Origin of the sequence: Cloacibacterium sp. Arc13, assembly GCF_041431305.1 — a bacterium.
Lineage (GTDB): Bacteria > Bacteroidota > Bacteroidia > Flavobacteriales > Weeksellaceae > Cloacibacterium > Cloacibacterium caeni_B.
Window position 1 is genome coordinate 181721 of sequence record NZ_JASMRM010000001.1, and the last position, 19178, is coordinate 200898.

The 19178-nt window shown below is 33.4% G+C and carries 19 protein-coding genes; 9 read left to right on the forward strand and 10 right to left on the reverse strand.

What is annotated here, in order from left to right; genetic code table 11:
- The first annotated feature begins 8 nt into the window (after window positions 1–8).
- The 6 genes from rnr to tsaB all read left to right on the forward strand — a co-directional run bounded on the left by rnr (window position 9) and on the right by tsaB (window position 5876).
- Window positions 9–2156: a ribonuclease R gene (gene rnr, locus QO190_RS00870; protein ID WP_371460809.1), complete on the forward strand. Its 2148-nt coding sequence runs from the start codon at window positions 9–11 to the stop codon at window positions 2154–2156.
- 111 nt (window positions 2157–2267) lie between these two features.
- The gene (locus QO190_RS00875; protein ID WP_371460810.1) at window positions 2268–2954 is read left to right on the forward strand and encodes a LysE family translocator; all 687 of its coding nucleotides are present in this window, start codon (window positions 2268–2270) and stop codon (window positions 2952–2954) included.
- Window positions 2951–3880, forward strand: a complete 930-nt coding sequence (locus QO190_RS00880) for an LD-carboxypeptidase (protein ID WP_371460812.1) — start codon at window positions 2951–2953, stop codon at window positions 3878–3880. Before QO190_RS00875 ends, QO190_RS00880 begins: the two co-directional genes overlap by 4 nt.
- A gap of 23 nt (window positions 3881–3903) precedes the next feature.
- The gene (locus tag QO190_RS00885) at window positions 3904–4275 is read left to right on the forward strand and encodes a YraN family protein (protein WP_371460813.1); all 372 of its coding nucleotides are present in this window, start codon (window positions 3904–3906) and stop codon (window positions 4273–4275) included.
- 93 nt (window positions 4276–4368) lie between these two features.
- Complete coding sequence (locus QO190_RS00890) at window positions 4369–5118, forward strand: SDR family NAD(P)-dependent oxidoreductase (RefSeq protein WP_371460815.1); 750 nt, start codon at window positions 4369–4371, stop codon at window positions 5116–5118.
- An 86-nt stretch (window positions 5119–5204) separates the two neighbouring features.
- Window positions 5205–5876: a tRNA (adenosine(37)-N6)-threonylcarbamoyltransferase complex dimerization subunit type 1 TsaB gene (gene tsaB / locus QO190_RS00895; protein WP_371460817.1), complete on the forward strand. Its 672-nt coding sequence runs from the start codon at window positions 5205–5207 to the stop codon at window positions 5874–5876.
- Window positions 5877–6055: 179 nt separating this feature from the next.
- On the opposite strand, the gene QO190_RS00900 is transcribed toward tsaB, so the two are convergent.
- Complete coding sequence (locus QO190_RS00900; RefSeq protein WP_371460818.1) at window positions 6056–8524, reverse strand: tetratricopeptide repeat protein; 2469 nt, start codon at window positions 8522–8524, stop codon at window positions 6056–6058.
- A 77-nt stretch (window positions 8525–8601) separates the two neighbouring features.
- Complete coding sequence (locus tag QO190_RS00905; protein ID WP_371460819.1) at window positions 8602–9162, reverse strand: Maf family nucleotide pyrophosphatase; 561 nt, start codon at window positions 9160–9162, stop codon at window positions 8602–8604.
- A gap of 162 nt (window positions 9163–9324) precedes the next feature.
- Here QO190_RS00905 and QO190_RS00910 point away from each other — a divergent pair, with 162 nt between their 5' ends.
- On the forward strand, window positions 9325–9672 hold the full coding sequence (locus tag QO190_RS00910) for a hypothetical protein (protein WP_371460820.1): 348 nt from the start codon (window positions 9325–9327) through the stop codon (window positions 9670–9672).
- 51 nt (window positions 9673–9723) lie between these two features.
- Here QO190_RS00910 and QO190_RS00915 read toward each other — a convergent pair whose 3' ends face one another.
- From QO190_RS00915 to QO190_RS00940, 6 genes are all read right to left on the reverse strand, one after another.
- On the reverse strand, window positions 9724–10242 hold the full coding sequence (locus QO190_RS00915) for a KdsC family phosphatase (protein WP_371460822.1): 519 nt from the start codon (window positions 10240–10242) through the stop codon (window positions 9724–9726).
- Between the two features lie 82 nt (window positions 10243–10324).
- Window positions 10325–11080 carry a Rossmann-like and DUF2520 domain-containing protein gene (locus QO190_RS00920; protein WP_371460824.1) on the reverse strand — a complete coding sequence of 252 codons (756 nt, stop codon included), beginning with the start codon at window positions 11078–11080 and terminating at the stop codon, window positions 10325–10327.
- A gap of 126 nt (window positions 11081–11206) precedes the next feature.
- The gene (locus tag QO190_RS00925) at window positions 11207–12112 is read right to left on the reverse strand and encodes a glycosyltransferase family 9 protein (protein WP_371461065.1); all 906 of its coding nucleotides are present in this window, start codon (window positions 12110–12112) and stop codon (window positions 11207–11209) included.
- A 44-nt stretch (window positions 12113–12156) separates the two neighbouring features.
- On the reverse strand, window positions 12157–12576 hold the full coding sequence (locus tag QO190_RS00930; RefSeq protein WP_371460825.1) for a SufE family protein: 420 nt from the start codon (window positions 12574–12576) through the stop codon (window positions 12157–12159).
- A 142-nt stretch (window positions 12577–12718) separates the two neighbouring features.
- Window positions 12719–13837, reverse strand: coding sequence for a glycosyltransferase (locus tag QO190_RS00935; protein ID WP_371460826.1), 1119 nt, complete (start codon window positions 13835–13837; stop codon window positions 12719–12721).
- 12 nt (window positions 13838–13849) lie between these two features.
- Window positions 13850–14068: a uroporphyrinogen decarboxylase gene (locus QO190_RS00940; RefSeq protein ID WP_069799835.1), complete on the reverse strand. Its 219-nt coding sequence runs from the start codon at window positions 14066–14068 to the stop codon at window positions 13850–13852.
- A gap of 159 nt (window positions 14069–14227) precedes the next feature.
- On the opposite strand from QO190_RS00940, the gene QO190_RS00945 reads away from it, so the two are divergent.
- Window positions 14228–16744, forward strand: a complete 2517-nt coding sequence (locus QO190_RS00945; protein WP_371460828.1) for an ATP-dependent Clp protease ATP-binding subunit — start codon at window positions 14228–14230, stop codon at window positions 16742–16744.
- Window positions 16745–16773: 29 nt separating this feature from the next.
- Here QO190_RS00945 and QO190_RS00950 read toward each other — a convergent pair whose 3' ends face one another.
- Both QO190_RS00950 and QO190_RS00955 read right to left on the reverse strand, forming a co-directional pair.
- Window positions 16774–17235 carry a hypothetical protein gene (locus QO190_RS00950; protein ID WP_213197128.1) on the reverse strand — a complete coding sequence of 154 codons (462 nt, stop codon included), beginning with the start codon at window positions 17233–17235 and terminating at the stop codon, window positions 16774–16776.
- A 2-nt stretch (window positions 17236–17237) separates the two neighbouring features.
- Window positions 17238–17762: a hypothetical protein gene (locus QO190_RS00955; RefSeq protein ID WP_371460830.1), complete on the reverse strand. Its 525-nt coding sequence runs from the start codon at window positions 17760–17762 to the stop codon at window positions 17238–17240.
- Window positions 17763–17870: 108 nt separating this feature from the next.
- Here QO190_RS00955 and mnmA point away from each other — a divergent pair, with 108 nt between their 5' ends.
- Window positions 17871–19058, forward strand: coding sequence for a tRNA 2-thiouridine(34) synthase MnmA (gene mnmA / locus QO190_RS00960; RefSeq protein WP_213197126.1), 1188 nt, complete (start codon window positions 17871–17873; stop codon window positions 19056–19058).
- Window positions 19059–19178: the final 120 nt, after the last annotated feature.

Here is a 19178-nt window from a genome sequence, read left to right on the forward strand (position 1 = left end):
AAACATATATGAAACAACAACATAAATCACAAAAACAAGACCAGAAACTTCGCGATATTGGGAAGCTCATTCTGCGTTTTATGAATAAAAAAGCGTCTAAAATCTATAATTACAAACAGATTGCTGACGGAATAGAATATAAAAATCCTAGACAAAGAGAACTCGTTATTCAGGCACTTCATAAATTGAAAGCCGAAGATAAAATTAAGGAAACGGAGAAGAATAAATTTATTGTAAACCTTCAAATTACCGATACTTTAACTGGAGTTATCGATTTTGCAGCCAATGGAAATGCCTATGTAAAAGTAGAAGGAGTAGAAGATGATGTTTTTATTCATCAAAAAAATGTAAAAGATGCTTTACAAGGTGATACGGTTCTTATCGTAACGTATCATTTTAAAGGTAAAAAACTAGAAGGTTCTGTTTTAGAAGTTCTAGAACGTGCAAATGATACTTTTGTAGGAACTTTTCAGTTTGTTCCGCATAAAGATTTTGGATTTGTAGTCATTGATAAAAAACAAATTAACAACGACTTCTTTATCCCGAAAAATAAAATAAACGGCGCTAAAGATGGCGAAAAAGTTGTGGTAAAAATGCTGAATTGGGATGCTAATTCTAAAAATCCAGAAGGCGAAATTATTCAAGTTTTGGGACTTCCTGGAGAACATGAAACTGAAATCCACTCTATTTTAGCAGAATATGGTTTACCTTATGAATTTCCACCAGAAGTAGAAGCAGAAGCAGATAAAATCAATAGAAAAATTACTGCTGCAGAAGTGAAAAAACGCAGAGATATGCGTAAAATTCTCACTTTTACGATTGACCCAAAAGATGCAAAAGATTTTGATGATGCCCTTTCTTTACAGAAATTAGAAAATGGAAACTGGGAAATTGGTGTTCACATTGCAGACGTTTCGCATTACGTAAGACCCGGAACTATTTTAGATGATGAAGCGTATAACAGAGCAACTTCAGTTTATTTGGTAGACAGAGTAGTTCCTATGCTTCCAGAAGTTTTGAGTAATGATGTTTGTTCGCTTCGTCCCAATGAAGATAAATTCACATTTTCAGCAGTTTTTGAATTGAATGACAAAGCTGAAGTTCAAAATCAATGGTTTGGAAGAACAGTTATTCATTCAGACAGAAGATTTACCTATGAAGAAGCGCAAGAACGAATTGAAACGAAAATAGGCGAATTGGCAGAAGAAATACTGGTATTAGATCAACTCGCTAAAATTCTAAGAAAAAATAGAATTAAAAATGGAGCAATTACGTTTGACAGAAGTGAAGTAAGATTCAATTTAGACGAAAATAATGAACCTATTGGTGTTTACTTTAAAATCAGCAAAGATTCTAATCATTTGATTGAAGAATTTATGCTTTTAGCGAATAGAAAAGTATCTGAATTTGTTTCACTAACTAGAAAAGGTGAAACTACAGGAAATACTTTTGTGTATAGAGTTCACGATGATCCTAATCCTACAAAATTAGAAGCATTGCGAGAATTTGTAGGAACTTTCGGATATAAAATGAATCTTGCCAATTCTAAAAAAGTAGCAGAATCACTCAATAATTTATTGCGAGATGTAAAAGGAAAAGGTGAAGAAAACATGATTGAAACTCTTGCCATGCGAAGCATGAGTAAAGCAGTTTATTCTACCAATCCTATTGGACATTACGGTTTAGGATTTGAATACTACTCGCACTTTACCTCTCCTATTCGTAGATATCCAGATTTAATTGCTCATCGTTTGTTACAGCATTATTTAGATGGAGGAAAATCTCCTTTTGCTGCAGAATACGAAGAATATTGCAAACATTGCAGTGATATGGAACGTCTCGCATCAGATGCAGAAAGAGATTCTATTAAATTTATGCAAGTAAAATTCATGGAAAAACATGTAGGAGAAGTTTTCGAAGGGGTGATTTCTGGAACTGCAGACTTCGGATTCTGGGTAGAAATTCCAGAAAACGGCGCAGAAGGTTTAATTAAATTGCGTGATTTGATGGATGATTCTTATTTCCATGAAGCTAAAACCCATTCTATCGTAGGAATGAGAACAGGTAAAACCTATCAATTGGGTGACACGATAAAAATTAAAGTGGTGAAAGCAAATTTGGTTGCTAAACAATTAGATTTTAAAGTGGTGGATTAATGCTATAAATCGCAAAGAATTAACTTTAAAATTTGTAAGATTTTAGTTCAACCAATAAGCAAAGTTTTAAAAAATATTAATCTTTAAATACTTATTTCTTACCTTTGTTAAATGCTTGAACTTATACTTTCGGCAATCGGATTAGGATTTATGTTGAGTCTTGTTTTCATAGGACCAATATTCTTTTTATTGATTGAGACTAGTTTTTGTAGAGGTCACCGTCATGCTTTGGCATTAGATTTAGGCGTGATTACTGCAGATATTTTGTGTATTGTTGCTGCTTATTTTGCCAGCGCAGATTTGGTAGAACTTATAGACAAACATCCAGGATTTTATAGAATCACAGCACTAATTATTTTGGTTTATGGTATCTTTATGATGGTTACCAAAACTCAAATGCATATAGCTAATGAGAAAAAAATCATCAGTCAAAATTATTTCAAAACCTTTGTTAATGGCTTTTTGTTCAATATTCTGAATGTAGGGGTTATTTTATTTTGGTTGGTTACCGTAATTTCGGTGAGAAATGAATATCCAGATTTGCAGAATTTCTTACTCTACATCAGTTTAGTGATTGCGACTTATCTTGTGATAGATTTACTCAAAATATTATTAGCCAAGCAATTTCACTATAAATTGACCCAAAACTTAGCCAATAAAATCAGAAAAACTGTAGGGATTATTCTTATCATTTTTAGTTTTTTCATCTTTCTGCAGAGTTATAAAAAATTCAATCAGTTTGATAAGCGTTTAGAAGAAGCAGAAAGCAAAGAAATCCTCTATCAAAAAGCAAAATGAAAAATATTATTTTTCCTAAAAATTTAAAAAAAGGTGACCAAATAGCCATTATTTCTCCTGCAGGATTTGTAGAAGAAGCATCACTTCAGAGTACTATTAATCTGATAAAATCCAAAGGCTACGAACCTATTTTAGGAAAATATACCCTTGGTAAATTTGAAAACGGTTACAATTATTCGGGAACCGAAAAAGAAAGAATTCAGGATTTAAATTGGGCTTTCAATAACCCAGAAATTTCAGCAATTTGGGCTTCTAGAGGTGGTTATGGTTGTCAGCATTTATTGAGACATCTCAAACTTTCAGAATTCAGACAAAATCCGAAATGGTACATTGGTTATTCTGATAATACAGTCATTAATAGTTATTTACTTAAAAATAATTTCGCTTCTATTCACGGACAAACCGTTAAAACAGCTAGTTTCGGGGTTTCTGAAGGAAGCTATGAAGATATTTTCAAAATTTTAGAAGGAAAAAAAATTCAATATTCCGTAGAAAAACATCAACTCAATAAAAACGGAAAAACAGAAGCAGAGCTCATTGGTGGAAATTTAGCTTTGATTTATGCCCTTTTAGGAACGCCGTATTCATTTGATTTCAAAGATAAAATTCTTTTTATAGAAGATATTGGCGAGAATTTTTATGCACTTGACAGAATGTTGATAAGCCTTGATTTGGCAGGAGTTTTCAGAAAAATTAAGGGATTAATCATCGGCGGAATGACCAATATGGGCGATGCAAAAGAAAATAAAAACTACGAGGAATCATTCGATGAATTCGCTTACGAAATCATTGCTCAAAGAATCAAAAAATACAACTTCCCTACTCTATTTGGCTTTCCAAACGGACATATTTTTGACAATAGACCATTAATTATTGGCGCAAAAGTTAAAATTGAGGTTGAGGAAAAGGTAAAAGTAGAATTTTAGCACGTTAAGCTCGGAACTCATTTATGGCAGAACACAATGATTTTGGTAAACTTGCAGAAGAATTGGCAGAGCAATTTTTAGTTGAAAAAAACTATAAAATCTTGGCCAAAAACTTTCGTTTTCAAAAAGCAGAAGTAGATATCATTACAGAATTTGAAGGGAAAATAGTAGTGATAGAAGTAAAAGCGAGAGGAACAGATATTTTTATGGAACCTCATGAAGCGGTGACCAAAAAGAAAATTAAATCCATCGTTTCTGCCACAGACGAATACCTAAAATCTCTAAATATAGACAAAGAAGTAAGGTTTGATATTATTTCTGTCCTTCCAGACGAAACAGGAAAACTTAAAATTTCACATTTAGAAGACGCTTTTGAAGCATTTGATGCGAATTAACTCTCGCATTCTGTGCTGATTATGCAGAAATTTTTTAAAAATTAATTATAAAATCAGCATAATTTGCTAAATCCGCGAGAAAAAAATATTAAAATGAAAACAATATTCATCACTGGTGCAACTTCAGGAATAGGAAAAGCTACCGCAGAAACTTTTGCTAAACAAGGTCATAGATTAATCATTTGTGGTCGTAGAAAAGAAGTTTTAGAGCAATTACAAATTGAATTAAGCAATTTAACAGAAGTGTACAGTTTGGTTTTTGACGTAAGAAACCAGCAAGAAGTAGAAAATGCCATCCATTCACTTCCAGAAGATTGGAAAAACATAGATGTTTTGGTGAATAATGCAGGAAACGCTCATGGTTTAGAATCGATTTCCGAAGGAAATATTGCAGATTGGGATGCGATGATGGATGGAAATGTAAAAGGACTGCTTTATGTTTCTCAACCGATTATTAAAATCATGAAAGCAAGAAATACAGGTCATATCATCAATATTTCTTCGGTTGCTGCGAGACAAACGTATGCAAACGGTGTGGTGTATTGTGCATCAAAACGTGCTGTAGACGTTATTTCTGAAGGAATGAGAATAGAACTTACAGAATTTGGAATTAAAGTGACTAATATTCAGCCAGGAGCTGTAGAAACTGATTTTTCTAAAGTAAGATTCAAAGGAGATGAACAACGTGCTGCAACTGTTTATGCTGGTTATGAAGCACTGAAAGCAGAAGATATAGCAGATGCGATTTCGTATTGTGTAAACGCGCCAGAAAGAGTTTCTATTGCAGAATTATGCATTTATCCAAAAGCACAAGCAGAACCGAGAACGATTCACCGTAAATAATTTGTTGATTTGTTAATGTGATGATTCGTTGATTATCTTTGCAAAAATTATCACATCATCACATTTTCAAATTACCACATCAAAAAATGAAAATCCTCCACATAGAAACCTCGTCTAAAAACTGTTCAGTTGCTATTTCTGATGGCGAAGAATTATTATGTCTTTGCGAAGAAGTTTCAGAAAACTATAAACAGTCAGAATCGCTACACACTTTTGTAGAATGGGCTTTAGAAGGCGCAGAAATTTCTCTGAAAGATATTGAAGCAGTTTCATTAGGAAAAGGTCCAGGTTCTTACACCGGACTTAGAATTGGCGCAGCTTCGGCAAAAGGTTTTTGTTATGGACTGAAAGTTCCTCTCATTGCTGTCAATTCTCTGGAAACGATGATAGAGCCGTTTTTAGGTCAAAACTATGATGTAATCATTCCATTAATCGATGCGAGAAGAATGGAGGTTTATTGCGCCGTTTTTGATGGAAATTCAGGGGAGATGTTGACGGAGACAGAAGCAAAAATCTTAGACGAACAATCTTTTAAAGAATTAGAAGGCAAAAAAATCCTTTTCTTAGGAGATGGAGCCAAAAAAGCGCAAGAGATTTTACAAATTTCGGGAGCAGATTTTAATGAAAATGTGTATCCATCTGCGAAATATCTCATCAAAAAATCGGTTGAGAAATTCAACCGACAAGATTTTGAAGACGTGGCGTATTTCGAGCCGTTTTATTTAAAAGATTTCCACGGGGTAAAGAAGAAATCATAATCTTCAATCCTTCCTATTTATCACGCAAAGATTTCTTAAAAATTGGTATAAGAATAAGAAAGCAAAGAAGCGAATAAATTCGCCTTTTAAGCGTTTGCTTTTTCATTCGCCAAAGCGAAAAAACTTTGCTCAATCTGTTAAAGATTGTAAAAATTTAAACTTTGCGTTCAGTAAACTGCTTATTTTTTAGGTTTTAAATCTTTTGGTTGTTGCGGATCATCTTGTTGGATTTCTTGCAAATTCCTTTGTTTAGAATTATTTTGCTGAATTCTTTCAGGATTTGTAGAGCTAGAATTCGCATTCTGTGGCGCAACTGCTGGTTCGTTTTTCGGTGAAATAGGATTTCCATTATCATCGAACTGTTCCACTTTTATATCGCTTTTCAGATATTGAAGCATTTCCTTTGCTTTTATACCTTCAGGAGTTTTCGCATAATTCAACATTAATTGTTCTAGTTGAAGAATCATGATTTCTTTTCCTGCAGTTTTTCCTGTGTTAAAGGCATTCAACAAGGTAAATTTAGGAACCAAAACATCTTTTGGATATTTCTGTAAAGTTTCTTCAATCAATTTTTTAGAATCGTCAAATTTTTCTTCGGAGTAAAGAGCAAAAGCTTGTGTATAGATTTTTTCTACTTCAGAATCAGAAGTGGTGAAATCTGCTTTCTTAGGATTTTTCACAAATTCTGCATAAGAAGTGTAAGGATATTTCTCTAAAATCAACTGTTTCGCACGTTCTGCAGCGCTAGGATTTTTCTCATAATTCATAGAAAAAATTTGATACAATGCTTGCAATTCTGTTTCTTCATCAGTCTTAGAATCTACCAAATTGTACAATGTTTTGGTGGCTAAAGAAGTATTAGAAAAGAAGTTTTCGTACATTCTTCCCAAACCAAGACTTGCCGTATCTCTGTCTTTTTTGAGTGCTAAAATTTCTTCTGTTTTGGTCGGAATTTTTTCAATATAGAAATCAGGTTCATATCTTCTAGGATCTGGAGCAGCCGTAATTCCGAGTGCTTCATTTTTAAGATCTTCTATAGAATTCATTTTGGTAGAAGTTCGCCAATTATCTGTAAGTGCTCTATTTCCCCAGATTTGCTTAAATTCTTTTTCGCCTTTAGAAATACTGGCTTGATTGGCAAAATAGAAGCCTTTACTTCCATTAAAATCCAAGAAAGAATTGTTGTTGTCATTATTTCCTAACAAGGCAAAATCTACGGTTTCTACTCTATTTTTGCTTTCTTTTTCTGCTTTTTTACGTTCGAGTTCTTCCTTTGCTTCTTTGGCTTTTATGCCTTCAATATGTTTGTTAAAAAAGGCAATTCGCTCATCATTAGACATTTTAGTCAGTTTCAGAATGCTGTCGTTCTTTTTGATGAGATAATAATTTTTAGAAATGTCTTTTATGTTTTCGGTAAGCGATTTCAGTTCTTCTTTTGCAGGTGCATAATTCATCGCGGCATAAGCAGAATCGTAATAAACACCAGCGCTTAGATAGTCATTATCTTCAAAAAACTTTTTCCCGATTTCATAGTAAGCCAAACCTCTAACTTGAGGATCAGATACTTTTTCTTTAATAGATTTCTGGAAAAATTCTTGTGCTTCTTCCTTTTTACCAGCTTTTTTCGCCATTAAACCTAGCGCATAATAGAATTCATTTTTTCTAGAAGCATAGGTTCCTTTTTTGCTGATTTTTTCCAAATATTCTTTTGCGCCATCGTAATCATCATCTTTTCCATTGAATGTTTTGGCGATTTCTACTTGAGATTTTACTTCAAATTCAAAATTTCTGGCGTTTTTATAAGCAGTCACGAAACTTTCTCTCGCTTCTTCATTTTTGCCAAGATTGGCAAGGATTTGTCCACGAAGAAAAGCAATTCTGCTTCTTAATTTTTTGTTTTTATTGAGTTTATACGCACTTTCTAATTCTGTTACTGCTTCTTCTTTTTTACCAGCGTTTAAAAGCATTTCCGAATAGAAAATACTCAGTAATTTTTTCTCAGATTTTTTGAGTTTTTTATTTTCTTTCAACTCACGGAAGGTTTCATCTGCACGGTAATAGTCCTTCATTTTTCCGTAAGTGTAGGCTTCGTAAACTTTGGCTAAAGAAAGTCTCTTGTCTTTTTTATAAATTTTTTGAACTGTATTGAGTGCGTCAAGTGCTTCCAAAGGCTTATTTTTGAACAATCTGGCTTTTGCTAAAACAAGATAAGCATCAAAAATAGTTTTGTTTTTTTCTTCGCCTTTAAACATCATCGAATGTTTATCAATCGCTTTTTGAGCCTTCATTTCTGCGATTTCTAAAGTGCTTACTCCAGTATTGGCAACAGAAGCTCCAGTTTCGGTGTCATCTCTGTAAAAATCTTCTGGTGCTACTCCTTCTTCGTTATCAGAAACGCCTAAATTTTCCATTTGAGCAGAAGAAATCTGCTCTTCGTAAGTGAGTAATTTAATGTAAGGCGCATGAAAATTATCTCGGTAAGATTTATCTCGCTGTTTCAATTCAGCATTGAGCGCTTCTTCTCCATTGAACAAAACATTGTAAAAAGTGGTGAAACCTTGATATTTACGGTTCAAATAGCCATCTTTTCTTGGCGAACAAGCCAAAAAAACTGCAGAACCTAAAGCGAGAAGTATATATTTTTTCATGGAGTGCTTTAATAACTGAAATTGCCACAATTTATTGTTATTGAGGCGAAAAACATTCAGTAAAAATAAGGAATTTTTTAGAAACCTAAATCTTTTAAAGTTTCGTAAACCAAATGTGTAGGCAATCCCATAATCGTGTAAAAACTGCCATTGATTTTTGAAATTTTTGCCATGCCTAACCATTCCTGAATTCCGTAGCTTCCGGCTTTGTCAAATGGATGATAATTTTCGATGTAAAAATTGATTTCTTGGTCAGAAATTTCTGAAAATTCTACATCTGCTATATCAGTTTTAGTGATAATTTTTTCAGAACTTTTAAATGAAACAGCGGTGTAAACTTGGTGAGTTTTCCCTGACAAATGTTGAAGCATTTCTACCGCTTCTTCTCTATTCTTAGGCTTTCCGAGAACTTTTCCTTCAAAGGTAACAATCGTATCAGAAGTGAGCAAAATTTCATTTTTTTCTAAATTTCTATAAGCACCTGCTTTGAGTTCCGAAAGGTATCCTGCAATATTTTCTACGGATAAATTTTCTGGAAAAACTTCGTCACAATCTATAGAAACCACCTCAAAATCAAAACCTAAACTTTGTAAAAGTTCTTTTCTTCTGGGTGAATTAGAGCCGAGTAATATTTTCATTTTTTCTTTGTAAAGTTGTAAAGTCGTAAAAGTGTAAATATGTTGTAATCTAAAAATGATTTTTAATCAAGCAAAATTAGTATTTTTGAGATGAAAAAAAACTTAAAGTAATGAAAGATAATGGCCATATTGACTTTTCAAAAGTTCAAATTAAAGTTTTTTTTGATTTTAGGTATTTGTATTCTTTTGGTGATAATTATTACAAAATTTCAATCTAATTCTTTCGACTACAATAAAAGTGAATATGATGCAATTAGAGAAAAAAAATATTCAGGTAAAATTGTAAATCTTTTCGAGGAAAGAAATCAAGGAAAGAGGTTTAAAGAAGTAAAATTAGAAAATGGCATAACAAAAGAAATTCCCTTTTTTATTTATGATAAACTCCAAGTTGGAGATTCCATTATAAAGAATAAAAACTCTGATTCTGTACTTTATTTAAGAAAAAATAAAATTATTGTTAGTGAAGATATTAACCAATTCTATAGAGAAAAAATTAAAACACTAAAATAAATTTTTTCATTCTCCCACTCTCCCACTCTCCAATTCTACAAACTCTCCCACTTAAATAGACTGCGTATCATCATCTTCCCAATTTCCTTGCACTTTCATGACTTGTTCTATCACGTCTCTTACAGCGCCTTTTCCACCGTAAATAGGAGAAATATAGTCCGAAATTTCTTTTACTTCTGCTACAGAATTTAGCGGACAAGCCGAAATTCCAGAAATTTTCATCATTTTGATGTCTGGAATATCGTCTCCCATCGTAAGAATTTCTTCGTTTTGAAGTTGATATTTGGCTTTAAACTCTTCGAATTTTTCTAATTTATGATGCACTTTTGAATAATAATCAGTGATACCCAAATAATGTATTCTGTGACGAACCATTGGGTCATCTCCGCCCGTAATAACACAGATTTTATATTTCTTTTTCAATGCTTTTACCACTGCAAAACCATCTAAAACATTCATCACTCTGCACATGTTTCCTTCTGGCAATAGATAAACGCTACCGTCTGTGAAAACACCGTCTACATCAAAAACAAAGGCTTTTATATTTTTTAATTTTTCTAAATGACTCATATTTTCTATGTTGTAAAGTTGTAAAACCGCTAAGTTGTAAAGTTGTAAAAAATACGATTAACGACTTTACAAATAAGCGATTTTACTCAAAATGATACATTTTCTTTATCGATTCGTTTAAGGTTTTATAGATTTTTAGTTTTTCTTCATCGGTTAATAAAGATTCATGAAGTTTTAGCACTTTTTCATCATTTCTAATAGCAGGTCCAGTTTGTGCCAATTTTGGTTCTAATTCATGTATTTTCTGGGTAGTTTCGTCAATTAATGGTAAGAAATAATCAAACGGAATTCCTTGACTATCAGATATTTCCTTAGCTCTCGCGTACAAATGATTCACAAAATTACAAGCAAAAACCGCGGTCAAATGAATGTATTTTCGTTTTTCATCATTGGCAAGCATTACGTTTTTAGAAATTTTAGAAGCCAAATTTTTCAAAATTTCTTCATCATTTTCATTTTCTGCATCTATGAAAAAAGGAATTTTAGAATAGTCTAAATTTTTAGATTTTGAAAACGTTTGAAGCGGATAAAAAACTGATTTTCTGTAATTTCCACTCAATGCTTCACGTGAAACAGAACCAGAAGTATGTGCAACCAAAGCATTTTCATTTTTGATGAGCGATGAAACTTCAGCAATCGAAGAATCACTCACCGAAATAATGTACAAATCTGCATCAGCAAGCGTTTCCGTAGAAAAAGGAATGGAAAATTGCTCCGAAATTTTCTGAAGTTCGGTAGTATTTCTTCCAAAAATTTGAGAAATAGGAATTTGAGCTTCGGTAAAAGCTTTTGCTAAGTGAAATGCCACATTTCCAGAACCGATGAGTACAATTTGCATAAAGCAAAGATAAGAAATACAAGTATTTATTGAGATTAAAATTTAAACATTAAGTCTCTATTAAGGGATTAAGTTCATTAAGAAAACATCTTAGATGTTTTTAAAAAATTATGAATGAAATTAAATCTAAATTTTCTTCAAGATTTCTAAAATTTCTATTTGGTTAAGGCAAGCATAATCCCCACGGAAACAAGGTTTATTGCCAAAAACAGAACAAGGTCTGCATTCTAAATCTGTAATTTCTACAATGTCATTTTCGGACTGTCCGTATCCTAAAAAGCCAGCGAAATAATGAGTAGCTCCCCAAACCGAAACTACTCTAGTTCCCACCAAACTTGCCAAATGCATATTGGCAGAATCCATAGAAATCATGAGTTCTAATTCAGAAATTTTCTGAAGTTCTTCTCTTAGTGAAAGTTTCCCAGCGAGAGAAGTTACATTTTCAATCTCTTGCTCCCATTTTGATAGAATTTCTACTTCCTTTTTTCCGCCACCAAAAAGATAAATTGGATGATTTTTAGAAAGTGTTTTCACCAATTCTAGAGATTTTTCAATGGGAAGCATTTTCCCTGCATGTTGAGCAAAAGGAGCAAATCCAATTCCAGATTTTTGTTGAGTTTTTGGCAATAATTGATGAGAAAGTTTTAGGGTAAAACCTAATTTTCTGAAAACATCTGCATAACGTTCTGTAGTTGATTTCAGTGGTTTTTTAATTTTATTTTCCTTTCTCGTAAGTAATTTTTTTTCGGTTCTTCCTTTGTCAAGTGTTGCCGTTTTTTTGAAGAAAAAACTCAGAATTTTAGTGCGCAAAACATTGTGCAAATCGGCTACAAAATCGGGCTGAAATTCCTTTTTCAGTTCTAAAGCCAATTTTCTAAGTCCGAAAAATCCTTTGTAATCATCCAGATTTACGCCACGAAAAGTCAATCGCTCTACTCCATCGAATAAATCAGCAAAGTTTTTTCTGGAAACGAAAACAATTTCTGTGTCAGGATTTTGTGCCAAAAATTCTTTCAGAACGGGCACAATCATCGCCACATCTCCAAAAGCTGAAAAACGATATGCTAGGATTTTTTTCACGATTTTAACTGAAATGCAACCGCGTAGAACTTAATTTGTTTCGTCATTGCCATCAAACCATTGGCTCTAGAAGGCGATAAAAATTCTTGCAAACCGATTTTTGAGATAAAATCAAAATCAGAATCCAAGATTTCTTGGGTAGAATGACCGCTGTAAATTCTCACCAAAAGTGAAACAATTCCTTTCGGTAAAATTCCGTCAGAATCTGCATTGAAGAACAATTTTCCGTCTCTAAATTCGGCGTCTAACCAAACTTTTGACTGACAACCTTTAATCAGATTTTCGTCTGTTTTTTTATCTTCAGGCAAACCTTTCAGTTCTTTTCCCAAGTCTATAATGTATTCGTATTTCTGTTCCCAATCGTCCAGAAACTCGAATTCTTCTATGATTTCTTGTTGTTTTTCTTGAATTGTCATGGTACAAAGGTAAGAATTTTTAGAAACAGAAAATTTCTAAATATTTTCACTTGTAGTCCCGCTTTTCGCTGCAATTCCTCGTGCAGCAACTTTCGCCAAAGCTTACTGCGGGATTTTCGCTGCAATCGGGGTTATCAATTGGTTATTCGCTTCTTTTGAACTGTCTATGTTGTGGAGCTACTCTTTCATAAAGCTCTAGAATTTTAGGGGTTTCATTTTCCCAGCAAATTTCTTGGGAAGCAATTTCCAGTTGAGGAAGATAAGAACTTCTCCCCTTTTCTAAAACGGTTTTTACTTTTTCGGCCAAATGTTTTGGTTCGTGAGAAGTGATGAATTCTCCTACATGATAATTTTCTACAATTTTCTGCATTTCGGGGAATTTAGAAACCACTACAGGAACTCTGGCTTGTATGTAATCTGAGATTTTATTCGGAAGTGAGTAGTAATAACTTAAACCTTTATTTTCTTCGATGCTTAAACCTACATCTGCTTTTTCGGTAATTTTTCTTAAATCATCTGGATGTAGATTCCCTAAGAATTTTACTTTATTTTCTAGATGTAATTTTTGGACAAGTTGTTGATATTCTTCTAAAAAAGGACCTCTTCCTGCAATATGAAATTCTGCATTTTCAATAAATTTCATCGCTTCAATCATTTTATCAATTCCTCTAGAATAATTGATGGTTCCTTGGTAAAGAATGATTTTAGGAGAATTTTCAACGAAACTTTTCGGTGGTTCTGATTTTTGAGGAAAATTTCTAATGACGATGGGCCTTTTAATCTTATAATTGGTTTCAAACCAGTTGGCATAAGAATCATTTGCCGTTATAAAATATTTGATTTTTCTAATCAAAGCATTTTCCAGAAGTCTCCAAACATGCTGAACCCAACGATTGGTAACAGTGGGCATTTCGGTAAAAATCTCGTGACTGTCCCAAACTAAAGGAATTCCTTTGATTTTTGAAACCAAATAATTGGGTAAAAGTGCATCTAAATCGTTGGCGTGAAGAGTTGTATTTCGGTCGGCTTTTTTCATCAATACCAAGAATAATTTCCACTGAAATTCTAAGTAAGCGAAACGTAATTTTTTGGACTGTAAAGAAATTCTTGAAAATGGATAAGGCCTTTTCATTTCGGGATTTCCGCCCCAATTATTGCCTATTACTTCTATTTGGTAAGCATTTTCGTGCAAGGTTTTGCAGAATTTTTCCACACGCTGATCGGTGTATAAATTATTGAAAACGCTTACCAAAATTTTCATTATGTAAAACTTTTAATCGTGTTTTATTAAATGATAAAGTTGTATAACGCAAAGAATTGCGTTAGGAATAATGATAGGCCACAACATTCCGCTGAAAACACCATAAATTACAAAAGCGATACAACCGATAAGATTAATCACTCTAATTTGCTTAATGTTTTTCACCATAAAGCTCAGCACTACAAAGAATGATGCAGCATAACCTACATAATTTGCCCAATTCGCGTCCATTTCAAAAAATTTAAGACGACAAAATTACTAATTTCCTGCTATTAATTTTGTAAAATAATGTCATAAAGTCATAATATAAGTTTGGTAAAGTATTTGTAACTTTGATTTACGAAATCAATTCATATTGACTTCATTAGAATTTTATTGAGAGAAATTATCATGGAAAATAAATTTTCAGAAGGCTTAACCAAAGTCTTCAAACACAGTAAAAGCGAAGCAAAACGTTTGCATAGCGAATTTTTATCGACTGAACATTTCTTGCTGGGAATTATTCAGACGGATAATTCAGCTAAAGAAATATTAGAAAATCTTCAGGCAGATCTTACTCAGATTCGCAGAAAGATTGAAAATATGAACGTAAATACCAATCCTTTTTCAGAAGAAAAGGAGAATGTTTCTTTCACCAAATTAGCAGATTATGCGGTAAAAAGAGCAGATTTAGAATGCAGACAATACAGAGCTTCAGAAATTAATACTGTTCATCTTTTGTTAGGAATTCTCTATAAAATGGAAGATCCTACTACCAATATTTTAAGCGCTTACGAAATTGACTATGATAGCGTAGCTAAAGAATATCAATCTATGCTTAAAAACTCTGGTCAGTTGCCAAAAAGTTCTGCGTATGATGATGACGAAGAGCGTGAAGAATATGGTCAAATGAAAAAGCCTACTGGAAATCTAGGAACAGGAAAAAGCAAAACGCCAACTTTAGATAATTTTGGTAGAGATCTTACTGCGCTAGCTTCTGAAGGGAAACTAGACCCTGTAATTGGTAGAGAAAAAGAGATTGAAAGAGTTTCTCAAATTCTGTCAAGACGTAAGAAAAACAATCCGCTTTTGATTGGGGAACCAGGCGTTGGTAAATCTGCCATTGCAGAAGGTTTAGCGCTCAGAATCATGCAGAAAAAAGTATCTAGAGTTCTGTTTAACAAGCGTGTAATTACGTTAGATTTAGCAAGTCTAGTTGCAGGAACTAAATACAGAGGTCAGTTCGAAGAGAGAATGAAAGCGATTATGACCGAGTTGGAGAAAAACAGAGACGTTATCCTTTTCATAGATGAGTTACACACGATTGTTGGTGCGGGAAGTTCTACAGGAAGTTTAGATGCTTCTAATATGTTTAAACCTGCTTTAGCAAGAGGCGAAATTCAATGCATCGGTGCGACTACTTTAGACGAATACCGTCAGTACATCGAAAAAGATGGTGCTTTAGAAAGACGTTTCCAAAAAGTAATGGTAGAACCTACTTCTGTGGAAGAAACCATTTTGATTTTGAATCAAATTAAAGACAAATACGAAGATCACCATAATGTAACCTATACAGACGAAGCGATTGCAGCGTGTGTAAACCTTACTTCGAGATATATTACCGATAGATTCCTTCCAGACAAAGCGATTGATGCGATGGACGAAGCAGGTTCTAGAGTGTATATCAAAAATATGAAAGTTCCTACTGACATCATTGAGCATGAAAAGCAAATTGAAGAAATTAAGGAACTGAAACAAAAAGCGGTAAAAGCCCAAGATTATTTAGAAGCGAGAAAATTAAAAGATGAAGAAGAGCGTTTACAACTAGAATTGGCAGTAGCTCAAGACAAATGGGACAAAGAAGTGAAGGAGAAAAAAGAAGTGGTAACCGAAGAAAATGTAGCTGAGGTAGTTTCGATGATGTCTGGAGTTCCAGTAACAAAAGTGGGCAAAAACGAGATGGATAAATTAGCCAATATGGATAATTTACTCAACGGAAAAGTCATTGGCCAAGAAGATGCTGTGAAAAAAGTGGTGAAAGCCATCCAAAGAAATAGAGCAGGTCTTAAAGATCCAAACAGACCGATTGGTACATTTATTTTCTTGGGAACAACAGGTGTTGGTAAAACCGAATTAGCAAAAGTAATGGCTCGTGAATTATTCGATTCTGATGATGCATTGATTAGAATAGACATGAGTGAATACATGGAGAAATTCGCAGTTTCTAGATTGGTAGGAGCGCCTCCAGGATATGTAGGTTATGAAGAAGGCGGTCAATTAACTGAAGCGGTTCGTAGAAAACCTTATGCGGTAGTTTTATTAGACGAAATAGAAAAAGCACACCCAGATGTTTTCAATATTTTATTGCAAATTTTAGATGAAGGTCACGTTACCGATTCTTTAGGCAGAAAAGTGGATTTCAGAAATACGATTATCATCTTGACGTCTAACATCGGAACCAGAGATTTAAAAGATTTCGGGGATGGAGTAGGATTCGGAACTTCTGCGAAGAAAACTTCTTCTGATGCGAGAGCGAGAGCAACCATAGAAAACGCTCTGAAAAAAGCTTTTGCACCAGAATTCTTAAACAGAATAGATGATATTATCATCTTCAATTCTCTTGAAAAAGAAGACATCAAGAAAATTATTGACCTTGAGTTAAATAAACTCTACAAACGTCTCGAAAAACTAAACTACAAAGTAGAATTAACAGACGAAGCTAGAGATTTCATCGCAGAGAAAGGTTGGGACAAAGATTTTGGAGCAAGACCTCTAAAACGTGCAATCCAAAAATATATAGAAGATTTATTGGCAGAAATGTTGGTAAATAAACAATTCTCTGAAGGCGAAACCGTAGTTCTCAAACTAAACGAAGCCAAAGATGCTTTAGAAGGTGAAACCCAAAAGAAATCTAAACAAAAAGCATAAAGCAAAACCTCCGAAATTTCGGAGGTTTTTTATGATTTAATTTTTGAAGAAAATTTAGAAAAAAGATATGTAAATATTGCAGATATTATAGACATTAACAAAGTTAACCAGCCAAATAAAAGAAGACTAAAAAAAGATAAGTATAATCCACCTGTCAACATTTCAAAAGGATTTGCGGGTCTTCCACCTAAAGAATCTACAAAGCTACCATTAATATAAAATCCTAATGTTGCAATTATACTATCAATAATAAAGCAAAAATAATGATTTAAAGTACCTGATAGTAAAGTGACAATAATGATTTTAAAAATATTAAAATTGTCTTTTCTAACTATTATTTTCCATAAAAAGAAAGATATGATAAAATTAGAAATTGGCAGAGTGACTATAAATATTTCGTATCCATCTCCAATAGATAGTAAATAAACAATTATTCCAATAAATATTCCAAAAATGGAATTTAAAATTCCAAATAATAAATAGCTTTTCATTTTTACAACCCAAAAACCACCCCAATATTAGGCACAAAACCACTGCTGAAAATACTGCTGTTTTGTTTCCAAAGTACGTTATACATTCCGCCAATCTGCAAATAAGAATTGTTGCCCATTCTCTGCATATAACCGCCACCAATGTAAAGTGCAGCTTCGTTTGAACTGTATTTTTCTTCTGAAGATTTTACTTTTTGACTGATAAAATATTCCTGAAATTGAGAACCCAAATAGAAATTTCTGCCCAAATAATAATTCACAAATGGCCCAATTCCAAACAAAGTAGAATAAGAATAAGATGAGTTTTGCCAATTGAGACTTCCCATCAAACCTGTTTCTAAATTTTCAGAAATTTTATAGCCTACTCTTGGTGCAATATGTACTGCAATGCTGCTATTACTGCCAAAACCGCCAGTTAAACCAGCATAACCACCAAAAGTCCATTTAGAGTTTTGTGTAGAGTTTTCCACCTGTGAAAATGCCGAAAAAGACATCAGCATCAGAAAGAAAAGAGATAATTTTTTCATTTTTAGAAAATTTCTATGATTCAAATTTAGCAGAAAAATTTCAAATGAGTTTTTAATTCGTAATTTTGCAGTCGTAAAACTTTCCCTTAACGAAAGCGTAACTCAATTATGAAAATAGTAGTCGGTTTATCAGGAGGTGTAGACTCCAGCGTTGCAGCGTATTTGTTGCAGAAACAAGGTCACGAAGTCATCGGACTTTTTATGAGAAATTGGAACGATGCTTCCGTAACTTTAGAAGATGAATGTCCTTGGATTGAAGACAGTAATGATGCTCTTTTAGTGGCCAAAAAACTGGGAATTCCGTTCCAAGTGATTGATATGAGCGAACTCTACAAAGAACGTATTGTAGATTATATGTTTGCCGAATACGAAAAGGGGAGAACTCCTAATCCTGATGTTTTGTGCAACCGAGAAGTAAAATTCGATGTTTTTCTAGAAACCGCACTTTCACTAGGTGCAGATAAAGTAGCAACAGGACATTACGCCAGATTAGATTCTTTTACCAATGAAAATGGGGAAGAAGTGTATCAACTTTTAGCTGGGAAAGATAATAACAAAGACCAAAGTTATTTCTTGTGTCAATTGAGTCAAAAACAGCTTTCTAAAGCACTTTTCCCGATTGGTGAACTTACCAAACCAGAAGTAAGAGAAATTGCCAGAGAAATGGAATTGGCAACTGCGGATAAAAAAGATTCTCAAGGTCTTTGTTTCATCGGGAAAGTAAGTTTACCGACTTTTCTTCAGCAACAATTAAAAGCCAAAGAAGGCGAAATTGTAGAAATTTTCAGTGATTTTGCTGAATATCACAAAGAAAAACCTGAATTTTCTTCAAAATTAGAAGAGTTGGAATATTTGTCTGCAAAAATCCATTACAAAAAATCAGACGGAAAAGTAATTGGCAAACATCAAGGTGCACAATTTTACACAATCGGTCAAAGTAAAGGTCTCGGAATTGGCGGTCATAAGGAATCTTGTTTCCTCATTTCCAGAGACATGGAAAATAATTTAGTGTATGTAGGCGAAGGAAGAAATTTCCCAGGATTATTTAGAAAAGCTTTGAAAATTGACAATTCAGAATTGCATTGGGTTCGTGAAGATTTACGCCTTAAAAACGGAGAATCTATGGAAGTTTTGGCGAGAATTAGATACCGTCAACCTCTAGAAAAAGCCACGCTTTATCAGTTTGAAGAAGGATTTTTCATAGAATTCGAAAATCCTCAATCTGCGATTGCAGAAGGACAGTTCGCAGCTTGGTATGTAGGCGAAGAATTATTAGGAAGCGGAGTGATTTCTTAGAAATTTTAAAAATATAAAGTAAAGCAGTCTGTCTTAGGCTGCTTTTTTTAGTTTAGAAAAAAAACCTTATCAATAAAGGCTTTTAAGCAATAAAAACTTTTATTTTGAAGTTATAATTAA